General features: G+C 65.7%; 16 protein-coding genes and 1 tRNA gene. 15 read left to right on the forward strand and 2 right to left on the reverse strand.

Annotation, left to right across the window (positions count from 1 at the left end):
* The first annotated feature begins 86 nt into the window (after window positions 1-86).
* From FB460_RS08925 to FB460_RS08965, 8 genes are all read left to right on the forward strand, one after another.
* Window positions 87-416: a type VII secretion target gene (locus FB460_RS08925; RefSeq protein WP_142093774.1), complete on the forward strand. Its 330-nt coding sequence runs from the start codon at window positions 87-89 to the stop codon at window positions 414-416.
* Window positions 416-3,067: a hypothetical protein gene (locus FB460_RS13205; RefSeq protein ID WP_211345925.1), complete on the forward strand. Its 2,652-nt coding sequence runs from the start codon at window positions 416-418 to the stop codon at window positions 3,065-3,067. The genes FB460_RS08925 and FB460_RS13205 overlap by 1 nt, the downstream gene beginning before the upstream one ends.
* A 58-nt stretch (window positions 3,068-3,125) precedes the next feature.
* Window positions 3,126-3,419 carry a DUF3263 domain-containing protein gene (locus tag FB460_RS08940; protein WP_211345926.1) on the forward strand — a complete coding sequence of 98 codons (294 nt, stop codon included), beginning with the start codon at window positions 3,126-3,128 and terminating at the stop codon, window positions 3,417-3,419.
* 14 nt (window positions 3,420-3,433) lie between these two features.
* Entirely contained in the window at window positions 3,434-4,591 is a 1,158-nt protein-coding gene (gene manA / locus FB460_RS08945; RefSeq protein WP_142093776.1) for a mannose-6-phosphate isomerase, class I, read from the forward strand.
* A gap of 73 nt (window positions 4,592-4,664) precedes the next feature.
* Window positions 4,665-4,737: transfer RNA gene (locus FB460_RS08950), tRNA-Thr, on the forward strand.
* 202 nt (window positions 4,738-4,939) lie between these two features.
* The gene (locus FB460_RS08955; protein WP_142093777.1) at window positions 4,940-5,404 is read left to right on the forward strand and encodes a hypothetical protein; all 465 of its coding nucleotides are present in this window, start codon (window positions 4,940-4,942) and stop codon (window positions 5,402-5,404) included.
* Between the two features lie 135 nt (window positions 5,405-5,539).
* Window positions 5,540-7,651, forward strand: coding sequence for an acyltransferase family protein (locus FB460_RS08960; protein WP_170210026.1), 2,112 nt, complete (start codon window positions 5,540-5,542; stop codon window positions 7,649-7,651).
* A complete protein-coding gene (locus FB460_RS08965; protein ID WP_142093779.1) occupies window positions 7,627-8,643 on the forward strand; it encodes a hypothetical protein in 1,017 nt (338 codons plus the stop codon). The genes FB460_RS08960 and FB460_RS08965 overlap by 25 nt, the downstream gene beginning before the upstream one ends.
* Here the strand turns inward: FB460_RS08965 and FB460_RS08970 are convergent.
* Window positions 8,625-9,395: a DedA family protein gene (locus FB460_RS08970; protein ID WP_142093780.1), complete on the reverse strand. Its 771-nt coding sequence runs from the start codon at window positions 9,393-9,395 to the stop codon at window positions 8,625-8,627. The genes FB460_RS08965 and FB460_RS08970 overlap by 19 nt on opposite strands.
* Before the next feature lie 114 nt (window positions 9,396-9,509).
* On the opposite strand from FB460_RS08970, the gene FB460_RS08975 reads away from it, so the two are divergent.
* The 4 genes from FB460_RS08975 (at window position 9,510) to FB460_RS08990 (ending at window position 14,172) form a co-directional block, all read left to right on the forward strand.
* Complete coding sequence (locus FB460_RS08975) at window positions 9,510-10,895, forward strand: L-serine ammonia-lyase (protein WP_142093781.1); 1,386 nt, start codon at window positions 9,510-9,512, stop codon at window positions 10,893-10,895.
* A 180-nt stretch (window positions 10,896-11,075) separates the two neighbouring features.
* Window positions 11,076-12,158, forward strand: coding sequence for an ABC transporter ATP-binding protein (locus tag FB460_RS08980; protein WP_142093782.1), 1,083 nt, complete (start codon window positions 11,076-11,078; stop codon window positions 12,156-12,158).
* Between the two features lie 42 nt (window positions 12,159-12,200).
* Window positions 12,201-13,589, forward strand: coding sequence for a DUF4032 domain-containing protein (locus FB460_RS08985; RefSeq protein ID WP_142093783.1), 1,389 nt, complete (start codon window positions 12,201-12,203; stop codon window positions 13,587-13,589).
* A 172-nt stretch (window positions 13,590-13,761) separates the two neighbouring features.
* Entirely contained in the window at window positions 13,762-14,172 is a 411-nt protein-coding gene (locus tag FB460_RS08990) for a hypothetical protein (RefSeq protein ID WP_142093785.1), read from the forward strand.
* 68 nt (window positions 14,173-14,240) lie between these two features.
* Here the strand turns inward: FB460_RS08990 and FB460_RS08995 are convergent, their stop codons facing one another.
* Window positions 14,241-15,368 (reverse strand): acyl-CoA dehydrogenase family protein, encoded by a 1,128-nt coding sequence (locus FB460_RS08995; RefSeq protein ID WP_142093786.1) that lies wholly within the window; start codon window positions 15,366-15,368, stop codon window positions 14,241-14,243.
* A 902-nt stretch (window positions 15,369-16,270) separates the two neighbouring features.
* Between FB460_RS08995 and FB460_RS09000 the strand changes: the two genes are divergently transcribed.
* The 3 genes from FB460_RS09000 to rlmB all read left to right on the forward strand — a co-directional run bounded on the left by FB460_RS09000 (window position 16,271) and on the right by rlmB (window position 19,564).
* Window positions 16,271-17,170, forward strand: coding sequence for an N-6 DNA methylase (locus FB460_RS09000; RefSeq protein ID WP_211345927.1), 900 nt, complete (start codon window positions 16,271-16,273; stop codon window positions 17,168-17,170).
* A gap of 64 nt (window positions 17,171-17,234) precedes the next feature.
* Window positions 17,235-18,659: a cysteine--tRNA ligase gene (gene cysS / locus FB460_RS09005; RefSeq protein ID WP_142093788.1), complete on the forward strand. Its 1,425-nt coding sequence runs from the start codon at window positions 17,235-17,237 to the stop codon at window positions 18,657-18,659.
* Window positions 18,659-19,564: a 23S rRNA (guanosine(2251)-2'-O)-methyltransferase RlmB gene (gene rlmB / locus FB460_RS09010; protein ID WP_142093789.1), complete on the forward strand. Its 906-nt coding sequence runs from the start codon at window positions 18,659-18,661 to the stop codon at window positions 19,562-19,564. The genes cysS and rlmB overlap by 1 nt, the downstream gene beginning before the upstream one ends.
* Window positions 19,565-19,566 lie beyond the last annotated feature (2 nt).

Genomic DNA, 19,566 nt, shown 5'->3' on the forward strand with positions numbered 1-19,566 from the left:
GCTTCGACCTGCCAGAAGCGTCCATCCGTAAGAATCCGGGGCCACGCGATGGCCGGCAACCCCCTTCATCGCATTGACTTGCCCCCATGGCAGATCAGATCGAGTTCAACATCGAGGAGATGCGGGCCCACGCCCAGCGCCTCGACGGTTTGGCCACCCGTGCCGAGGACGCCAACACCAATGCCCAGGGCCTCGCCCAAGGCGCAGGTTTCGATCTGTACGGCCTCATGTGCAGCCCCATCCTGGTACCGATCCTGCAGATCGCCGAGGCCGCCAACGTCGGGGCTCTCCAAGCACTGACCGATGTGATGTCCGGACGTCGAGACACTTTCGACAGCACGGCCACGGCCTACGAGGGCACCGAGGAATATGCCAAACAACTGGCGGAGGATGCGGTTCGAGGAGTGGAGAGCTGATGGCTTTCGAGAACCCCCTGCGCGTCGACAGCGGAGACGGACAGGTCCGCGTCAAGGTCCCGGTCGCCTGGGAGATCCTGGAATCGACGTCGAACTGGTCCGATGGGGCGCTACGGATCAGCGATTTCCGCGCCCCGATCGATCTGTTGTCCAACGGGCTCGGCCTGATGGTGGATCCCATGGGAACCCTCTTGGGTTATGCCCTCGACACCCTCAAGGACTGGCTCGTCGCCAATGTGAAGCCGCTCTCCGATGTGCTCGATGCACTGCTGGGTGCCCCTGACAAGATCTACGAACGCTCCACGCAATGGGGAGACCTCGCTGCCGACTATGCCGGGCAACGCATCGACCACCAGACCACGTCGCGAGACCTGAAGTCATGGAGCGGTGACGCTGCTCTGCGTTACGGCGAGGCTGCAGCCGCCACTGACGGGGCCTTTCAGAGCGCGGAGAACGCGGCCAACAACCTGTCGAAGATCATCAGCGCGACCGGAGCGGTCGTCGGGATGTTCCGAGAGTGTCTGTGGCAGATGCTCCGCGCATTCTTGATCGAGTTGATCCGCGGCGCACTTCTGGCTCTCGCGACCGCTGTCCCCACCATGGGCGGCTCCCTTGGCGTGTTCACTTCGTGGGCGAGCGCGCGTTTCGCCATGATCGGCTCGAAATTCGCAGCCACCCTGGCAAAGTTGATGCGCAAGTGCGGCGCCATCTCACGCAAGCTCGGGTTCTCCGGCAAAGGTTTCGATGCTGCGGCCAAACATCTCATCCGTGCGGCATCGCGGCTCAAGAAGTTCTCGACGAACGGCCGACCCGGCGCCGACTTCTTCAAGAACAGCGACTTCACCCGCACCAGTCGCCCCATCGTGGAGAAGGTCCGTGCCCCCATCCGAGCCACCAATGAATTCGGCAAACGCATCAACCCCGCCGACAAGGGACTCGACACCAACGCTGCGAACCAGGAGAACATCAACAATGCCCAGGGGACGCTGGACGAACTGAACGTCGACAACACAGCCCCCGCCGATCCCCAGGATCCGACGCCCACACCGGAACCGACACCGTCGCCGGAACCGACACCGTCGCCGGAACCAACCCCCACGCCCACGCCGACACCGGAACCGACACCCACGCCGACACCGGCGCCCACGCCCACACCGGAACCGACACCGTCGCCGGAACAAACCCCCACACCTACGCCGGCACCGACCCCCACACCGACACCGGCACCCACACCGGAACCGACACCGGCGCCCACACCGACACCAGCACCGGAACCGAAGCCGGAACCCTGCCCCACGCCAGAACCGGCACCAGAGCCAACCCCCACACCGGCACCGGCTCCCGAACCAGAACCGGCACCCACACCAGAACCAGAACCGGCACCCACACCAGAACCAGAACCGGCACCCACACCAGAACCAGAACCGGCACCCACACCGGAACCGGCCCCTGCCCCAGAACCGGCACCCACACCGGAACCGGAGCCTGCCCCAGAACCGACTCCCGCTCCTACCCCGGAGCCCACACCGGCACCGACCCCTGCCCCAGAACCAGCACCCACACCGGAACCGGAGCCTGCCCCAGAACCGGCACCCGCACCGACGCCAGAGCCCGCGCCCGCTCCTGCCCCAGAACCGGCACCCGCACCGACGCCAGAGCCCGCGCCCGCTCCTGCCCCAGAACCGGCACCCGCACCGGAGCCGGAGCCGGAGCCCGCGCCCACGCCAGAACCGCCGGAGAACGAGCAGCCACATCCGGACGAGTACGACTATCCGGATGTGGACATCGATCTGGAGGTCGACGAGGACGGGCGCATCGTCGGGATCAACGTCGAGTCCGATGGGCCTGTCGATCTGGACCTCGACATCATCGGGCCTGACGGAGAAACGGCCGACTTCTCCGGCTCCGATGGCGACGACCCTTCCGATGACGACGAGGAGCAGCCGGTCACCACGATCCGTGGCCCCGAAGGCGAGTCCGGCGTCAGCGAAACCGTTCACATCGTCGCCCTCGATTCCCACGGAAACATCACCTCGGGAGGTGACCCGTGGGAGGACATCACCGCCGAATCGCCTGACGATGCCACCGGAAATCTCATGGGCCCCACTCCTTCGAATCCCCCAGCGCCAGAAACCCCAGCGCCAGAAACCCCAGGCCCAGAAACCCCAGGCCCAGAAACCGCAGCACCAGGCACCTCACAACCAGACGTCGCAACGACAGAGTCAGGGGTGCGGGGCGGTTCGAGCGTGGCGCCGGACTCGCCAGGGTCTCTGGGCGGCAGTGTCGAAGCACCTGCATCAGACGAGTCGCCCACCGGTGCCTCCCCGAACACGCCGCCATCGAACGAGGCTTCATCCGTCCCGAGCGGTCAACCGGCCCACGGCCAAACCATCGACACCTCGCCAGCACCTGGCACGTCGGAACAGCCTCTCGACAGCCCTCTCCCCTCGGGGAACAGCAGCGCGACAGGGGCCGATCCGGAGCCGACGATTTCGGCTCCCACCGGATCGGAACAGGACTCCTCCGATCGCCCGGCGATGGCGCCCATGGGTGCAGCCGGTGGGGGTGGCCAGAACCAGGGGACATCCGCCGGCGTCAAGGTGAAGGTCGAAGCCGCACCGGAGGAGCAGTCGACACATCGGCGACAGTGAGCGCCCGGACGATTCCCAGTAATGACATCAGTGTGATTCGCGGGCTAACATGGACCGCATGTCAGCAGCCGAGTCGTACCGGGACCACAACTCCGAGCACACCGCCCTCAGCGCTCGGGAGGCCGAGATCCTCGACTTCGAGCGTCAGTGGTGGAAGTTCTCCGGGGCCAAGGAACAGGGCATCCGCGAACAGTTCGACATGTCCGCGACCCGGTACTACCAGATCCTCAACGGCCTGCTCGATTCGCCCGAGGCCCTTGCGCACGACCCCCTCCTCATCAAGCGTCTGCGCCGCATGCGCGAGACGCGCCAGCGGGCGCGCTCGGCGCGACGTCTGGGAGCCGACGGCTGAGTTAGCATCCAGCCATGCAGCGCATCACGGGAACTCGCCAGCACTACCCATGGGGCTCCACTGACGGTATCCCCCGCGTGCTGGGTGAAGAACCCACCAGAACCCCTCTCGCGGAGTACTGGTTCGGTGCCCACCCCAAGGCACCGGCCACCCTCACCGGAGGAATGACGCTCGACGCCCACCTGTCGCAGAACCCTGACCAACTCGGCGACAGCGGACGAGCCGAATACGGCGACGTGCTCCCCTTCCTCCTCAAGCTGCTGTCAGCGCGCACGGCCCTGTCGATCCAAGCCCATCCGTCACGCCAACAGGCCGAAGCAGGTTTCGCGCGCGAGAATGCCGCCGGTCTTGCCACCGACGCCCCGAACCGTAACTATCGCGACGACTGGCCCAAACCCGAGGCCGTGGTGGCACTCACCGAGTTCGACGCCCTGTGCGGTTTTCGCGACCCGACACGCACCCAGCACCTCTTTGCCGAACTCGGCGTGGATGCCACCGAGCTGATCGTCCAACCGCTCACCGATGGGGACGGCATCGCCCGCGTGTTTCTGGGCATCCTCGATCTCGGCGCCGAAGCAGCCGACCTCATCGACCACGTCGTCGCAGCTGCCAAGGACCGCCTCGATGCCGGGATCGAACCCGGAGAGTTCGCCAACTTCTGCGACACCGCCATCACCACGGCCGATGATTTTCCCGGCGACCCGGGCGTCCTCGCCGCGCTGCTCCTCAACCGGGTTCGTCTGAACCCAGGTGAGGGGCTCGCCTTGGAGGCCGGGAACGTCCACGCCTACCTGCGCGGCACGGCCATCGAAATCATGTCGAATTCCGACAACGTGCTGCGTGGCGGCCTCACCACCAAGCACATCGACATCGACGAGTTGGCCCGCGTGGTCGACTTCCGCCACCAGGACGTCGATGTGGTCACCTGGCAACCCGCCGGGGCGGGCGTCTGGCGCTTCCCGGCACCATTCGGCGAGTTCGCCCTGTGGCGCGTCTCCGAAACCGCACTGCCCGCCGAGCCGAGCCCACGCATCGCCGTCAGTCTGGGAGAGGCCGCGCTGGTCTCCCCCGATGGACCGCTCACCCTGGGCCCTGGTCAGGCAGCCTTCCTCTCTGCCGGCGAGCCGGTGACCGTGCGCGGTGAGGTGATCGTCGCCTCGCACGGCCTGTGAGGTTCCACGCCGCCACCAGCACGCATGTGTGACCGTGCGATTCTTGTTCGTCCATGCCACAATGGCATGCATTGCCCTTGTAGCTCAGCTGGTAGAGCAACTGATTTGTAATCAGTAGGTCGCGGGTTCGAATCCTGTCGGGGGCTCGATTTGGCCCGGTACATCAACGTTTCGTGTTGATGTATCCGCACCCCGGATGTATCCGTCGAGCACCTCCGGCACATCCCCATGGCGTGGTTTTCGCTCCGGCGGGGACGACGCTCACCGGACCCACCGGGCCGGCGTCCGCATCTGATCGGCCACCGACGATGATGGAGCCAGACCACGCAGCGGATCAGGGCGAAGAACATGCATCACACCAGAACCAGTCTCCTCATGTTCGGCGTTCTCGCACTCGTGGTGGTCACCGCCTGCACGCCCTCGGCACAGATCACCACCGAGCCGACCGACGATCCGGAGGCCAGAGCCGCCCAGACGCAGGCGGCCTCCTTGTTGGAGATCGCCATCGAGGGAGGGTGCGACGCCGCCATCGACGCCTACCTCCCGACATATGCCGAACCGAAGGCCCAACCGGTGTATCGAACAGCGCACGAACACCACTGTGAGGCCGATGCCGCCCAACAAGCACTGTCTCACCACGCATGGCACTGCATCGCCGACCTGATCGAGATGGAACGTATCCGCGTGCAGTGCCACAGTGTCGACCCGGACGACCGGTCGGTGCGCACCGGCCATGTGGTGCCGTTCGCGCACCGCAAACCCACCCACTTCCGCGGCGGCAACACGATGATCCGTTGGAGCGGTGTGCGATGACACCTCACGGGGGCTTTCCACAGCTCCGTCGCGCCGAGCCTCGATGTTCGACACGGGACCATCACATTCGGCTGATTCCTCACCCGCCCGGTACGGTGGACGGCTGTTACAGGCGAGTGTGAGGAAGGAATGCGCATGACCGAGGTTCCGCCGGAGGACACCTCGACGCCATCCACGGCGGCAGCGGCCTCCAAAACACCTTCGCCCGAGTCCAAGACGTCCGCGTCCACAGAGCCGCCCTCCTCAAACGGCCCGAAACCGCCAGCAGCAGCGGGACGCCCCAAGAACTTCCGCCCCGAGATCCACGGTCTGCGTGGCCTTGCAATCGTGTTGGTGGTCGTCTATCACCTGTGGGGCAGCGGTCGTGTCTCCGGCGGCGTCGATGTCTTCCTGATGATCTCGGCCTACCTGATGGTGGGCAGCTTCGCCCGACGCGGCACCTCGTTCAAACTCTGGGGCTTCCTGGTCAACCGATTCCGGCGTCTGGTGCCGCAGGCGATCCTGGTGATCATCGCAGTCGTGGCCGCCGGTTATTACTTCGTGCCCCCGGCACGCTGGCAGGCGGTCCTCGAAGAGGCGCAGGCATCGGTGCTGTATTACGAGAACTGGCATCTGATCAGCCTCGCCGCCAATTACTACGACCAGAACCATGGCGCGGCAAGTCCTCTGCAGCATTACTGGTCGATGTCGGTTCAGGGGCAGATCTTCGTCGTGTGGCCCCTGCTGATGGTGCTCGCGATCGGGATCCACAAACTCACCAGGGCGAACATCCGTGTCGTCCTGGGAACGATCTTCGCCCTGATCACTGCGGGCTCCTTCACCTACGCGGTGGTGCAGGTCAACAACGAGCCCGTCGCAGCGTACTTCCACACCCTGGCTCGCGCCTGGGAGTTCGCGCTGCCCTCCCTGCTGGCGGTCCTGCCCGCATTCAGGTTTCCCCGGCCCCTGGCGATCGCCATGGGCTGGCTCGGTGTCCTCTCGGTCTGTTTCGCGGGCTTGATCGTCGGAGGGTTCCCCTTCCCGAGCTGGGCGGCATTGCTGCCTCTGCTGGCCGCGAGCATCGTCGTCCTGGCCGGCTCCCCCGGCGGCAGACTCTCCGCCGATTGGTGGTTGTCCCGCTCGATCATGTCGGCCATCGCCGACCGCGCCTACGCGATCTATCTGTGGCATTGGCCAGTGATGGTCTACTACCTCACCGCCATCGGTGAGGAGAGTGTCGGTCTCCTCGGTGGCCTGTTGGTCATGGCCATCTCCGGCGTTCTCGCCGACCTCTCCACCCGGCTCATCGACCGCGGCCTGCTTCGTTGGAAGCCCATCTCACTGAAGCGCTTCGCCGTGCCGATGATGGCGATCTTCATCATTCTGGGGCTCGCCACGGTGCAGGGCGGTCATCTCCTCGTGCAGCGCATGGATCAGAAGGCAGCGACAGCCGATCCCCTCGGCGCCGCTGCGGTCGAGCCCGGCCAGGTGGCCATCCAGCCCGAAAGTGCCGACGACATCTATCCGCCGGCCACACGCATCTCCGAGGACATCGAGGCCACACCTCTGCCCTGCCCCGCCGATATGAACCCCAAGCCATGGGTGACGCAGTTGTGCGCCGAGTACATGCCCGATGTCGAGCCCACCAAGACCGTGGCCATCGTCGGTGACTCGCACTCCTACCAGTGGCAGACGCCGCTGCTCGCGATGGCGAAGGACCACAACTGGCGTCTGGTCTCGGTGACCTGGCCCGCATGCCGCCTGACGCCTCCCGGTGAGGCCGCCAGCGAGGAATGCGAACAGTATTCTGCGGGCGCCACCGACTGGGTCCTGCGCAACCAGCCCGATGTGGTGGTGAGCGTCGGAACCCATACTTCGGCGGTCGGCCCAGAAGTCCTGGACCCCACCTACATACCGGGCATGCAGCCCTTCGTTGACGCGGGCATTCAGGTGGTCACGATCCGTGACAACCCCCGCTTCCCGTTCAGCGTGGCCGAATGCATCCAGACCGAGGGTCCCAGCGGTGAACGGTGCAACCCGCCGATCGATCAGAAGCTTTCCTCCGAGCCGTTCATGGAGCAGATCGGGTCGACGCCCGGTTTCGAGGCCACCATCGACATGACCGATTACCTCTGCCCCGGCGGTGTGTGCTCTGGAGCCATCGGCAACGTGTACGTGTACCACGACGACAACCACCTCTCGCGCACCTACGCCACGAGCCTGCGCCCCTTCTTCGAAGAGCGATGGAACGCCGCGCTGGCCCGGTGACACTCAGCGTCCTCATCTCCCTCGTGGGGCTCGTCCTCATCGCTGGCCTGACGCTGACTGCCGGGCCCCCCGAGAAGCCGGGCGATTCACTCGAGCCAGGACGTCCCGAAGCGTCCTCCGTCACACGTTCTGCTGCCCAGCGCAGCGCCGATGTGGACGGTTATGCACTCGACTACTGCGGGAACGCCGAAGTCACCGATATCCCCGAATCGACGCGACGCATCGTCATCGTCATCCACGGCCTCAGCGGTGACGCCTGCAACCTGGCTCAGGCGGCCCTCGACGTGACCGACCCCGACACAGTGGTGGTGGCGCCCCTGTTCACCTCGTCAGACCTGCACCATCTCTCGTGGATCCATCAGAGCTGGATCCACGGCGATGTGACCCGACCGCTGGGAAGTGACCGCGACCCCGGCCCTTCATCATTCACCGTGGTGGACCGGCTGATCGGCGCGATGGGTGCCGGCGACGGTGAGGGGCCTGATCTGGTGATCGCCGGATTCTCCGCCGGCGGGCAGTTCGTGAATCGCTACGCGGCCGCGAGCAGCATCACCGCCGATGAGTACATCGTCATGGCTCCCTCGTCCTATCTGTGGTTCGACGAACAGCGCCCCGAACCCAAAACTTCAGGCGAACAGGCCAGCGCCTGCTCGGCGGTCAACCAGTGGAAGTTCGGCTTGGAGAACCGCAACCAGTACGCCGCCGCCAGCACCAAGACCGAGATGCGCAAACGGTATTCGGCACGCAATGTGCTGTACGTGGTTGGGGGCGAGGATGACAGCCCCACCTCGCGGGGTCTCGACCACTCGTGCGGCGCCGAGGCACAGGGAAGCAACCGACTGGAGCGCATGGAGAACTACCACCAGGCCCTGGAGCGTTTCTTCGGCCCGGACATCCACGAGCGGCATGAGATGCGCATCGTGCCGGGGGTGGCTCACAACGGCCCCAAGCTCCTGCGCAGTGCTTCGGCTCGTCAGGTGTTGCGCGGCTGACGTCGGTTCCGCCACATCGCCGAGACGACCATGAACACGATGATGGCGATGACCACGTACCACGCGTAATCGGCGTAGACCTTCACGACTTTCACAGCCGGTTCCCCGATCCGATACCCCAGATACATGTAGATGGACTGCAGGACGAATCCGAACAGCACATCCAAGATCAGGAACCTTCTCCATGACATACCGGCTGCCGCAAGAGCGGCGTAGATCACCGACGCCGGCAACGGCACCGGCAGGAAAGTGATCGCCATGGCGAGGGTGCCGTGGCGTCGAGCGATCTCCTCGGCCCGTTCGGCATTGCGACGTGAGCGCGGCGACCTGCCGGCGACCATCTCGATCAGCCCGCGTCCCCACAGTTTTCCGGCCCAGAAGTAGACCCAGTCGAACTTGCAGATGCTCACGGTGGCGAGGATGAGACCAAGCGGCCACCACGGATTCTCTGTGGGGGGCGCAGCCAGCGCACCGATCATCACCACGGCGGTGCGCGATCCCGCGAGCGTCGCATAGACATAGGGCATGGTGATGAGCACCGCGCGGAACGGAAGCAGAGCCATCGAGTAGACACCGAGCAGGATGATGAGCCACAGGCACACGTTGTCCTTGCGTCCGGGCTCCTCCTGGAAAGGCATTCCGGGTTGCTCCCACCACTGCTTGTGGTTCCACACACTCGCGCCCCGGCCACCCCGCTGCGGCGCGAAGGGCTCGCCAGCGGAGGCGGTGGTGTTCTCAGACGGCTCGGTCACCGTTGCATCCTAAGCCGCCAGCCGCGCGGCACCGAGCCACCGACGCTCGGACGTGTTCGCCACGAGACCGGACCGGGTTACCGAAGTCACGGGGACATGCGTCACAATGCAGACATGACGACGAGTGTCTTCGACCTGTTCAAGATCGGCATAGGGCCCTCAAGTTCCCATACAGTCGGGCCGATGCGGGCCGCCGCGACCTTCGCCCACGATCTCGTATCGGATCCTGCTGCATCGAAGGTGACGCGAGTCCGCAGCGAGTTGTTCGGATCGCTCGGAGCGACCGGCCATGGGCACGGTTCAGAGCCCGCCGTGCTGCTGGGCCTCGAGGGTGAGGACCCCAAGACCGTGGCGACAGAGACCATGCGCCCGAGGGCCGATGAGATCATCCGGACCCGTACCCTCCGTCTGGGAGGCTCGGACGAACACGCGATCACCTTCGACGCCGACGCCGATCTGGTGCTGCACCGCACCAAGCGTCTGCCGTTCCACTCCAACGCGATGACCTTCACCGCCTGGGCTGGGGACGAACAGGTGACCGAACGGACCTTCTACTCCATCGGTGGCGGATTCGTCCTGGCCGATGACGGTTCGGGAAACCCGCAGATCCAACCTGACGAGACGCCCGTGCCGTACCCGTTCCGCAGCGGAGCCGAGTTGTTGGCGCACTGTGAGGCCAACGACCTGCGCGTGAGCCAGGTGATGTGGGCCAACGAGTGCGCACGCCGCCCCGAAGCAGAGGTGCGTGAGCGTCTGCTCGAGATCTGGCAGGTGATGCAGGACTGCGTGACGAACGGATCGACCACCAGCGGCACTCTTCCCGGCGGATTGAAGGTGCGCCGCCGCGCCGCCACCTTGTACCAACGGTTGATGACCGATGGGGAACGCCCTGTGGTGGATCCATTGATCGCCATGGATTGGGTGCAGTTGTGGGCGTTGGCCGTCAACGAGGAGAACGCTGCCGGTGGTCGCGTCGTGACCGCCCCCACAAATGGGGCGGCCGGCATCATCCCCGCGGTCCTGCACTACGCCTACCACTTCGTGCCGGGTTCCGACACCGATGAAGCGGTGTGCAGCTTCCTGCTGACCGCGGGGGCCCTGGCTGCGGTCTACCAACAGACCGCATCGATCTCCGGGGCCGAGGTCGGTTGCCAGGGCGAGGTGGGAACGGCGAGCTCCATGGCCGCCGGCGCGCTCACCGAGGTGATGGGCGGTTCCCCGCAGCAGGTCATGTGTGCGGCAGAGATCGGCATGGAGCACCACCTGGGCCTCACCTGCGATCCGGTGGGCGGGTTGGTGCAGATCCCATGCATCGAGCGCAATGCGATCGGTTCGGGCAAGGCGATCGCTGCGGCGCGACTTGCCCTTCACGGTGATGGCAATCAGAAGGTCTCGTTGGATCAGGTCATCAAGACCATGATGGAGACCGGCGCCGACATGAAGGTGAAGTACAAGGAGACCGCCCGCGGCGGGCTCGCGGTCAACATCGTCGAGTGCTGAGCAACCCGCCGACTCACTGCGCGCATGAGCACGCCCGCAGGTCCACTGCCCCGAAATGACCTGCGGGCACCCGGCGAACATGCAAGACTGTGTGACAGCCGGGGGAGATTCCCCTCAACAGAACATGGCTTCCACAACGGATCGTCGGGCACGTACCTGCCCGTGGAAGGAGACGGCCTGATGGCCACAGTGACATTCCGGGACGCCACACGCGTCTACCCGGGCGCGGATCATCCTGCCGTGGATGCGCTCAACCTCGAGATCGAGGACGGCGAGTTCATGGTTCTCGTGGGCCCGTCGGGGTGTGGAAAGTCCACCTCTCTGCGCATGCTGGCGGGTTTGGAAGAGGTCACGAGCGGTTCGATCCTCATCGGCGATGAGGACGTCACCGAGATGCCGCCGAAGGAACGCGATGTCGCCATGGTGTTCCAGAACTACGCGCTGTACCCGCACATGAGCGTCGGGGAGAACATGGGGTTCGCTCTCAAGATGCAGAACGTTCCCAAGGCCGAGCGTGAGGCCCGCGTCCGTGAGGCCGCCGAGCTCCTCGGTCTGGAGGACTTCATCGACCGCAAACCCAAACAGCTCTCCGGTGGGCAGCGTCAGCGTGTCGCGATGGGGCGGGCGATCGTGCGTCAGCCCGAGGTCTTCCTCATGGATGAGCCACTGTCGAACCTCGACGCCAAGCTTCGCGTCGCCACCCGCACCCAGATCGCCGCCCTGCAGACCCGTCTGGGCGTCACCACCGTGTACGTGACGCACGATCAGGTGGAGGCCATGACGATGGGCGACCGAGTCGCCGTGCTCCGAGAGGGCGTCCTGCAGCAGGTCGACTCCCCCCTCGCGTTGTATGACACGCCCCGCAACATCTTCGTCGCCGGCTTCTTCGGCTCTCCGTCGATGAATCTGCTGCGCGGAACCGTGGCCGAGGACGGCGTCCACATCGGACGCTGGACCGTTCCGGTCGCCCGCACCGTTCTGGACCGCGCACCCAACGAGTCCACTCTCACCATCGGCATCCGCCCCGAGGCGTTCGGGATCGCCTCCGGTGACGAGGGCATGAACATGGAGATCGCCTTGGTGGAGGAGCTCGGTTCCGACGCCTACCTGCACGGGCGCCCCGCCGGGGTGACCGGTGACGACATCGTGGTGGCCCGCGTGACGACGCGGCGTCCTCCCCGCATCGGGGAGAAGGTCCATCTCCAGGTGGATCCAGCAGATATCCACGTGTTCTCCGACGCCACCGGCGAACGCATCTCCTGACGCCTCCCCGAGCAGATTTCATCGGCATGCCACACTGAGGGCGTGCCGAGATTTCTGTCAGCGAAGCCGGATGCCGGCTTGATTCCCCTTCCGTGGAACCTCCCACTCGAGGAATGGCCACCGGAACATCTCGTCGCGCTCCCACGCGGCATCTCCCGTCACGTGGTGCGGTTCATCCGCGTGGGCGATGAGGTGTATGCGGCCAAGGAGGTCATCGAGCATCTGGCGATTCGCGAATATCGCCTGCTGCACGACCTCAACCGCTTGGGAACGCCCTCGGTGGAGCCGGCTGCGGTGATCCGCAGCCGCGTCGACCGTGACGGAAACCCACTCGACCCGGTGTTGGTCACACGCCACCTGCAGTTCGCCCTCCCTTATCGTTCGCTGTTCACCCAAGGTGTGCGTCAGAACACGGTCAACCGGCTGGTGGACGCCATGGTGGTGCTGCTGGTCCGCCTTCATCTGGTGGGTTTCCTGTGGGGTGACGTGTCGTTGTCGAACACCCTGTTCCGGCGTGACGCCAGCGAATTCGCCGCGCACCTGGTGGATGCCGAGACCGGCGAGTTCCATGAGAAATTGACCGAGGGGCAGCGTGAACACGATCTGCAGATCGCGCGCGTGAACCTGTTCGGGGAGTTCTGCGATCTCGAGGCCGGTGGTCTGCTGGATGCGGCTCTGGACCCCACGACGCTGGTGGAGGCCATCGAGAACCGCTACCGCGAGCTGTGGCAGGAGCTCACCGGTGCCGAATGGTTCGACGATTCGGAGATGCACCGGATCGAGCGCCGAGTGCGTCGGTTGAACGCCCTGGGGTTCGATGTGGCCGAGCTGGACATCACCACCGACATGGAGGGGTCCTCGGTACGGATCCAGCCGAAGGTGGTCGATCCGGGGCACCACTCGCGTCGACTGTTGAAGTTGACTGGACTGGACACCGAGGAGAACCAGGCGCGACGCCTGCTCAACGACCTCGACACCTTCCGGGCACGGACCGGGCAGCAGGGGCTCGACGAGGCGATCGTCGCCCACGAGTGGTTGACGCAGCATTTCGAACCGGTCGTCACCGCCGTTCCCGAGGACCTGCGTGGAAAACGTGAGGCCGCTCAGATCTTTCACGAGGTGTTGGAGTACCGCTGGTATCGGTCGGAGGAGGCCGGCCACGAGATTCCGTTGGCCGAGGCCGCACAGGGCTATGTGAACGAGGTGCTGAGCTCCCTGCCCGATGAGGAGCTGAACGCCGACCCCGTTCTCCCGGGCGGGCGTGAACTGGCCAACCCCTATGACCCGAGCCAGGGTTTCGCCGAGGACGTCGAAGAGATGCCGCTCGATCCGTGGGAGGAGGCCGCAGCATCGGAGGAGCCTGCCCCCATCGGCCACCTCGACATCGATGCGCTGCGCGCCAAGCACCGCCGCGGCAAGGACGACGAGTAGGCGTGAGAGATCGCGGGCTGCGCCATTTCTCTCCTGAACCAGTCACGCCGGTTCACCCACATGCCCATCCTCACCACCGCCAACGATGAGGAGCCCGAATGAGCGAAGTGATCGAGGAGGCCCTGTCTGATGCAGGGATTCGAGCGTTGCTCGCCCTCGGACCGGTGATCGATTGGAACGCTCCCCCGAAGCGACGACCCAACAAGCGCTCGAGTTCGGCTGGACCGACGAGGGCGACGAGCTGTTGTGCTTCGAGGAGATGTTCGGTTCGGTGAGCGGGATCTCCGACACCGCTGCGGTCACACTCGAGCACACGACCTGGGCCCCGGGAACCGATACCACGGCGGATGAACCGGTTCGCCGCATCTCCCACGTCATCACCGTCGTCAGGGACGATCTCGGCGCCAAACCCCAAGCGGTCCGGCTCGACACCGGCGCCTTCGCGGCGCGCTGGCTCCTGCCCGCAGGCACATCGGTTCTCGTGACGGCCGAGGACATTCGTTACTGTTCACCGGATCTGACCGAGGCAGAAACCTTTCGAATCGAACAGCCCCACAAGTACGCCCAGTACCTCGGCGAATGAGTACCTCGACGAATGAGTACCTCGGCGAATGAGCCGTAGGCACCTCGGCGAGCGAGCCGTCGGCGTCGTCAGAGATCGCGGGCGATCACGAGCCGCTGGATCTGGTTGGTGCCTTCGAAGATCTGGGTCACCTTCGCCTCGCGCATGTAGCGCTCGACGGGGAAGTCGCGGGTGTACCCGTATCCGCCGAGCACCTGGACGGCGTCCGTGGTGACCGACATGGCGGCATCGGTGGCAACCATCTTGGCGATGGCGGCCTCACGGACGAATTTCATGCCCCGGTCACGGCGACGGGCCGCGTCCAGATACAGGGCCCGGGCCGACGCCACCTTCGCGGCCATGTCGGCGAGCATGAACTGCATGCCCTGAAAGCCCGCGATGGCCTGACCGAACTGGTGACGTTCCTTGGCGTAGGCGCTGGCGGCGTCGAGAGCAGCCTGTGCCAGACCGGTGGCGCTGGCGGCGATGCCGAGGCGCCCTGAGGTGAGCGCGCTGAGCGCGATGGACATGCCCTTGCCCTCACCACCGATGAGGTTGTCGACCGGGACGCGGACATCGTCATAGGTGACGGTGGTGGTGCTCGAACCGGTGAGGCCCATCTTCTTCTCGGGAACCCCGAACTCGAGTCCGTCCGCGTCGGCGGGCACGTGGAAGCAGCTGATACCGCTCTTGCCCTCTCCCGTGCGGGCGAAGGTGATGTAGAAGTCTGCGTGTCCTCCGTGGCTGATCCAGGATTTGGTGCCGCGGAGGACGTAGTCGTCTCCATCGCGGGTGGCCCGGGTAGTCATCGCCGCGACATCCGAACCCGCGCCGGCCTCGGAGAGTGCATAGGCGCCGAGCAGCGAGCCGCCGAGCATCTCGGGGAGGAAACGCTGCTTCTGCTCATCGGTGCCGAAGGTGGCGACCGGGTAGCAGGTCATGGTGTGCACCGAGGTCCCGACGCCGACGCTCATCCACGCAGCAGCGATCTCCTCCAACGCCTGCAGGTAGGTCTCATATGGCTGACCGGAACCGCCGTACTCCTCCGGATAAGCCAGTGACAGCAACCCCATCTCGCCCATCTGGCGGAAGGTCTCCCGAGGGAATTCCTCGTTCTCCTCCGCATCGGCAGCCCGCGGCGCCAGTTCGGACTGAGCGAAATCTCGGACGACCTCGAGCAGATCTGTGGCGTCATCATTCGGCAACAGGCGTTCCATCGTCTCTCCCTTGAGTCCCCGATCGGGTGAGTGAAGATTAACTGAAGGTGGCCCGGCGGTCCAAGCCTGCACCTCCATGCCCAGCGCTTGGCGCGGAGCCATGTGGTCGCCACAGATGATCGACATGGATGTCTCGCCATACCCAGCGCTTGGCGCGGGTCCCTGCGATCGCGTCTGGCGCGGATCCATGGCCAGCGTCTGGCACGGCTCCATGGCCAGCGTCTGGCACGGAAATCGACACTCCCCATGTTCCACAACAGCAGTAGCTCCACAACACGGTGACGCGAACAGTCCCACACTGCGCTTGGCCTCCCACCGATAGGGGCCCCACACTTCGTTTTTCATTGAGGACACCTCATGTCCTCAACTCCGCTCCTCAGCGACAGATCCGGGGCCGCCGAGGTCAAGATCTGTCCTCAATGTTTTTCCATCCATATAGGGGGGTGCGCTCGATCCCTGCAATACATCGCCCCGAGCCAACCGGTCTCGCGGATTGACTCGGAATATAGGGACGCCCCTTGCAAGACGGCTGAGTCCTTCCGCGTCGAGCAGCCCCACAAGTACGCCCAGTACCTCGGCGGCTGAGCCCCACCCTCGAGTCCGCCACGGGTGCCGACGTCTCCGTGTCAGGACGCGCGCGCCACCTTCACCGAGATCGTGTCGGACGGCTCTGCCAAAGTGCTCCGTGAAGTCGGCCGTTCCCGGAAAGTCCAAGAGCGCTGACGTCGTCGCGCATGTACCCTCACCCAAAAGAGCTCACAGCTAAAATCTCGCCCTCAGGTGAATCGCTTGGCCACCCCCTACGATCTGTCCGCACCACGGGCCGCGTTCTCCGTCTCCGCGGTGACGCGCGTACTCCGTGATCTTCTGGCCCCCGGCAGTCCGAGGCGCAGAAGAACTGGTTGCGCGCAGTCGCCAGTGTCACCACGGCACAGCGGCCGGGTCTGGCGGAAGATCTCGTCGACATCCTCGAGGCCGAGCCATTCGAGGACGGGCACAGCCCGCTCGCGGCGCTGACCATCGGTGAAGTGGGCGTGTGTTACGAAGCGTTGATCGCGCTGACCGACAGTACCGCCCGCAAATCATCGGGCCAGTACTTCACCCCTGACGATGCGGCACATTTCATGGCCGGGCAGTCCAGGACGTTCCCCGACGGGGGCTGGATGGATCCGTGCTGCGGCGTCGGGAATCTCGCGTGGCATCTGGCGTCGGTTCAGAACGATCCCGCTGAGTTCGTCCAGGGCCGGCTCATCCTGGTGGACTCCGACCGGGCCGCGCTGCTGTCGGCGGTCGCACTGATCGGGGCCGATTTCCTCGCCCAGGGCGACAGGGAAGGCCTGCGCGCGCTCCACTCGCGCGCGGTGCAGCGGGACTTCCTCTCCCCGGCTCCCCTGCCCCAGCACGATCACGTGATCGTCAACCCTCCGTACGCTCGCGCCCCCATGCAGCCGGGTCTGCGGACCCGGGCCACCCGCGAGTTCTTCGCGTTCTTCATCGAGCGGGTCGCGACCTCCGCCCGGGGCTTCATCGCCGTGACGCCGGCGTCGTATCTGGCGGCGCCCAAGTTCCAGATCCTCCGAGACGTTCTGGATGAGGCGAACGACGAAGACCGCGACCGCGCGGCCCTCGTGTTGAACTCCTCCATCCCGTACATCTGGTGGCGTGCATTGGATGGCGGGGTCCCCCTACCCAAGGGGGTGTTGTTCGGGACGCCCATCCCCGACTGCGCTGCCGACGACGCCACCCTCGCCGCGTTGGCCCGTGAGCTGCAGGAGACCGAGGACATGGCTGCTCCCGGTTGAGCGATCCCGCAGTGTCGGTAAGCGCATTCTCGATCACCGTGGCGCGGGCCGGTAGGCTGAACGGGTGACGTTCCACCTGTATGACAGCGCGACCCGCACCGTGCACGAGTTCGAACCCGTCGAGCCGGGAAAGGTCTCGATCTACCACTGTGGGCTGACCGTGCAGTCGGCTCCCCATGTGGGGCACATCCGCAAGGAGGTCGTGTTCGACGTCCTGCGCCGCTGGCTGACGCACACCGGCTGGGATGTGCGTGTGGTGGCGAACGTGACCGACATCGACGACAAGATCCTCACCAAGTCCGCTGACGCCGGCGTCGAATGGTGGGCGCACGCCTACCGGTTCGAGCGGGAACTCCACAACGCCTACGCCGCGCTGGGCTGCATCCCGCCCACCTACGAGCCGCGGGCCACGGGGCACATCCCCGAGATGATCGAACTGATCGAGTCACTCATCGAACGCGGACACGCCTACCCCGCCCCCGACGGCTCGGGTGACGTCTACTTCGACGTGCGGTCCTGGCCGGAGTACGGCTGCCTGTCCAACCAGCGCGTCGACGACATGCAGGACGCCGAAGACGCCGACGCCCGCGGCAAGCGGGACCCGCGGGACTTCGCGCTGTGGAAGGGTCACAAGGACGGCGAGCCCGAGACCGCGGCGTGGCCCTCCCCGTGGGGGCGTGGGCGTCCGGGCTGGCACATCGAATGCTCGGCGATGGCCGGGAAGTATCTCGGGGACCAGTTCGACATCCACGGCGGCGGCCTGGATCTTCGCTTCCCTCACCACGAGAACGAGTTGGCGCAATCGAGCGCAGCCGGGCGTCCGTTCGCGAAGTACTGGATGCACAACGGTCTGGTGACCACCCGCGGCGAGAAGATGTCGAAGTCCATGGGCAACTCGGCGCTGGTCTCGCAGGTGACCAAGGACTACCCGGCTCGTGCGGTGCGCCTGTATCTGGTGGCGCCGCACTACCGGTCGATCATCGAGTTCGCGCCCGAGACGCTGCAGGAGGCCACCGCCCAGCTGGAACGTATCGACAACTTCGTCGATCGCGCCGCGCCAGTCCTGGGTGAGCGAGAAGTCGAGTTCACCATCCCCGACACGTTCGCCGAGGCCATGGACAACGATCTAGGAACGCCGCAGGCCGTCGCGGAGGTGCATCGCCACGTCGGAGCCGGCAACCAGGCACTGTCCGCCGACGATCTGGACGCCGTGGCGTCCCACTACGGGGCGGTGCGAGGCATGTTGCAGGTGCTGGGGCTCGACCGGGACGACGAGGCGTGGGCGCATCTCGGGGGCAGCGGTGACGCTGCGCTGGAACCAGTGGTCGATGGTTTGGTCGGCGCGCTCCTCCAGCAGCGCGCAGATGCCCGTTCCCGCAAGGACTACGCGGCGGCCGACGCGATCCGCGACCAGCTCGCCGAGCTCGGGCTGACCGTGACCGACACACCGCAGGGACCGGAGTGGACCCTGACGCGGAAGGACGGCTGATGGCCAAGAGCAGACGCACCGCAGGATCCGGTGGTCGGATCCGTCGCGGCCTCAAGGGGCGGGGACCGACCCCGAAGGCCGAGGACCGCCCCGCCCACAAGGCCTACCGCGCCAAACAGGCGCAGGGCCAGGCGAAGGCGAAGCAGTCGGCCAAGCCGAAGGCCGGTGCCGAGTGGGTGTTCGGACGCAACCCGGTGTTCGAGGCCCTGACCGAGGGCGTCCCGGTGCAGGGCGCCTATGTGGCCGAGGGTGCCGAACGCGATGACCGCATGCGGGACATCCTCAAGCACTGCGCCGACCATTCGATCGCGTTGCTCCAAGTGACCCGCGGTGAACTCGACCGTCTGACCGGCGGTGGCGTCCACCAGGGCGTCGCGGTGAAACTGCCGACCTACGAGTACAAGGAAACCGCCGACCTCATCGAGGCCGGACGTGAGCCCGGCGCCGGTCCGGTCGTGGTGTGCGACCACATCACCGACCCCCGCAATCTGGGCGCCATCATCCGTTCGGCAGCGGCTTTCGGATCGGTCGGTGTGCTGATTCCGACCAGGCGATCGGCGTCGATGACCGCGGTGACGTGGAAGACGTCGGCCGGTGCGGCGGCGCGGGTTCCAGTGGCTCAGGCCACGAACCTGAATCAGGCTCTGCGCAGCTTCGCGAAGGCCGGCTTCCAGATCGTGGGGCTGGCAGGCGATGGGGACGCGACGATCGAGGAACTGCCCGGGCTCGATGGGCCCTTGGTGATCGTGGTCGGCTCCGAGGGCGAGGGGATGGCCCGATTGGTGCGCGAGAACTGCGATCAGGTGGCGTCGATCCCCATCACCAGCTCGATCGAATCGTTGAACGCCAGCGTTGCGGCGGCCATCGCCCTGTATGAGGTGAGCCGCCGCCGGCCGAAGGAGTGACC

Source organism: Propioniferax innocua (genome assembly GCF_006716235.1).
In the GTDB taxonomy this organism is placed as follows: domain Bacteria; phylum Actinomycetota; class Actinomycetes; order Propionibacteriales; family Propionibacteriaceae; genus Propioniferax; species Propioniferax innocua.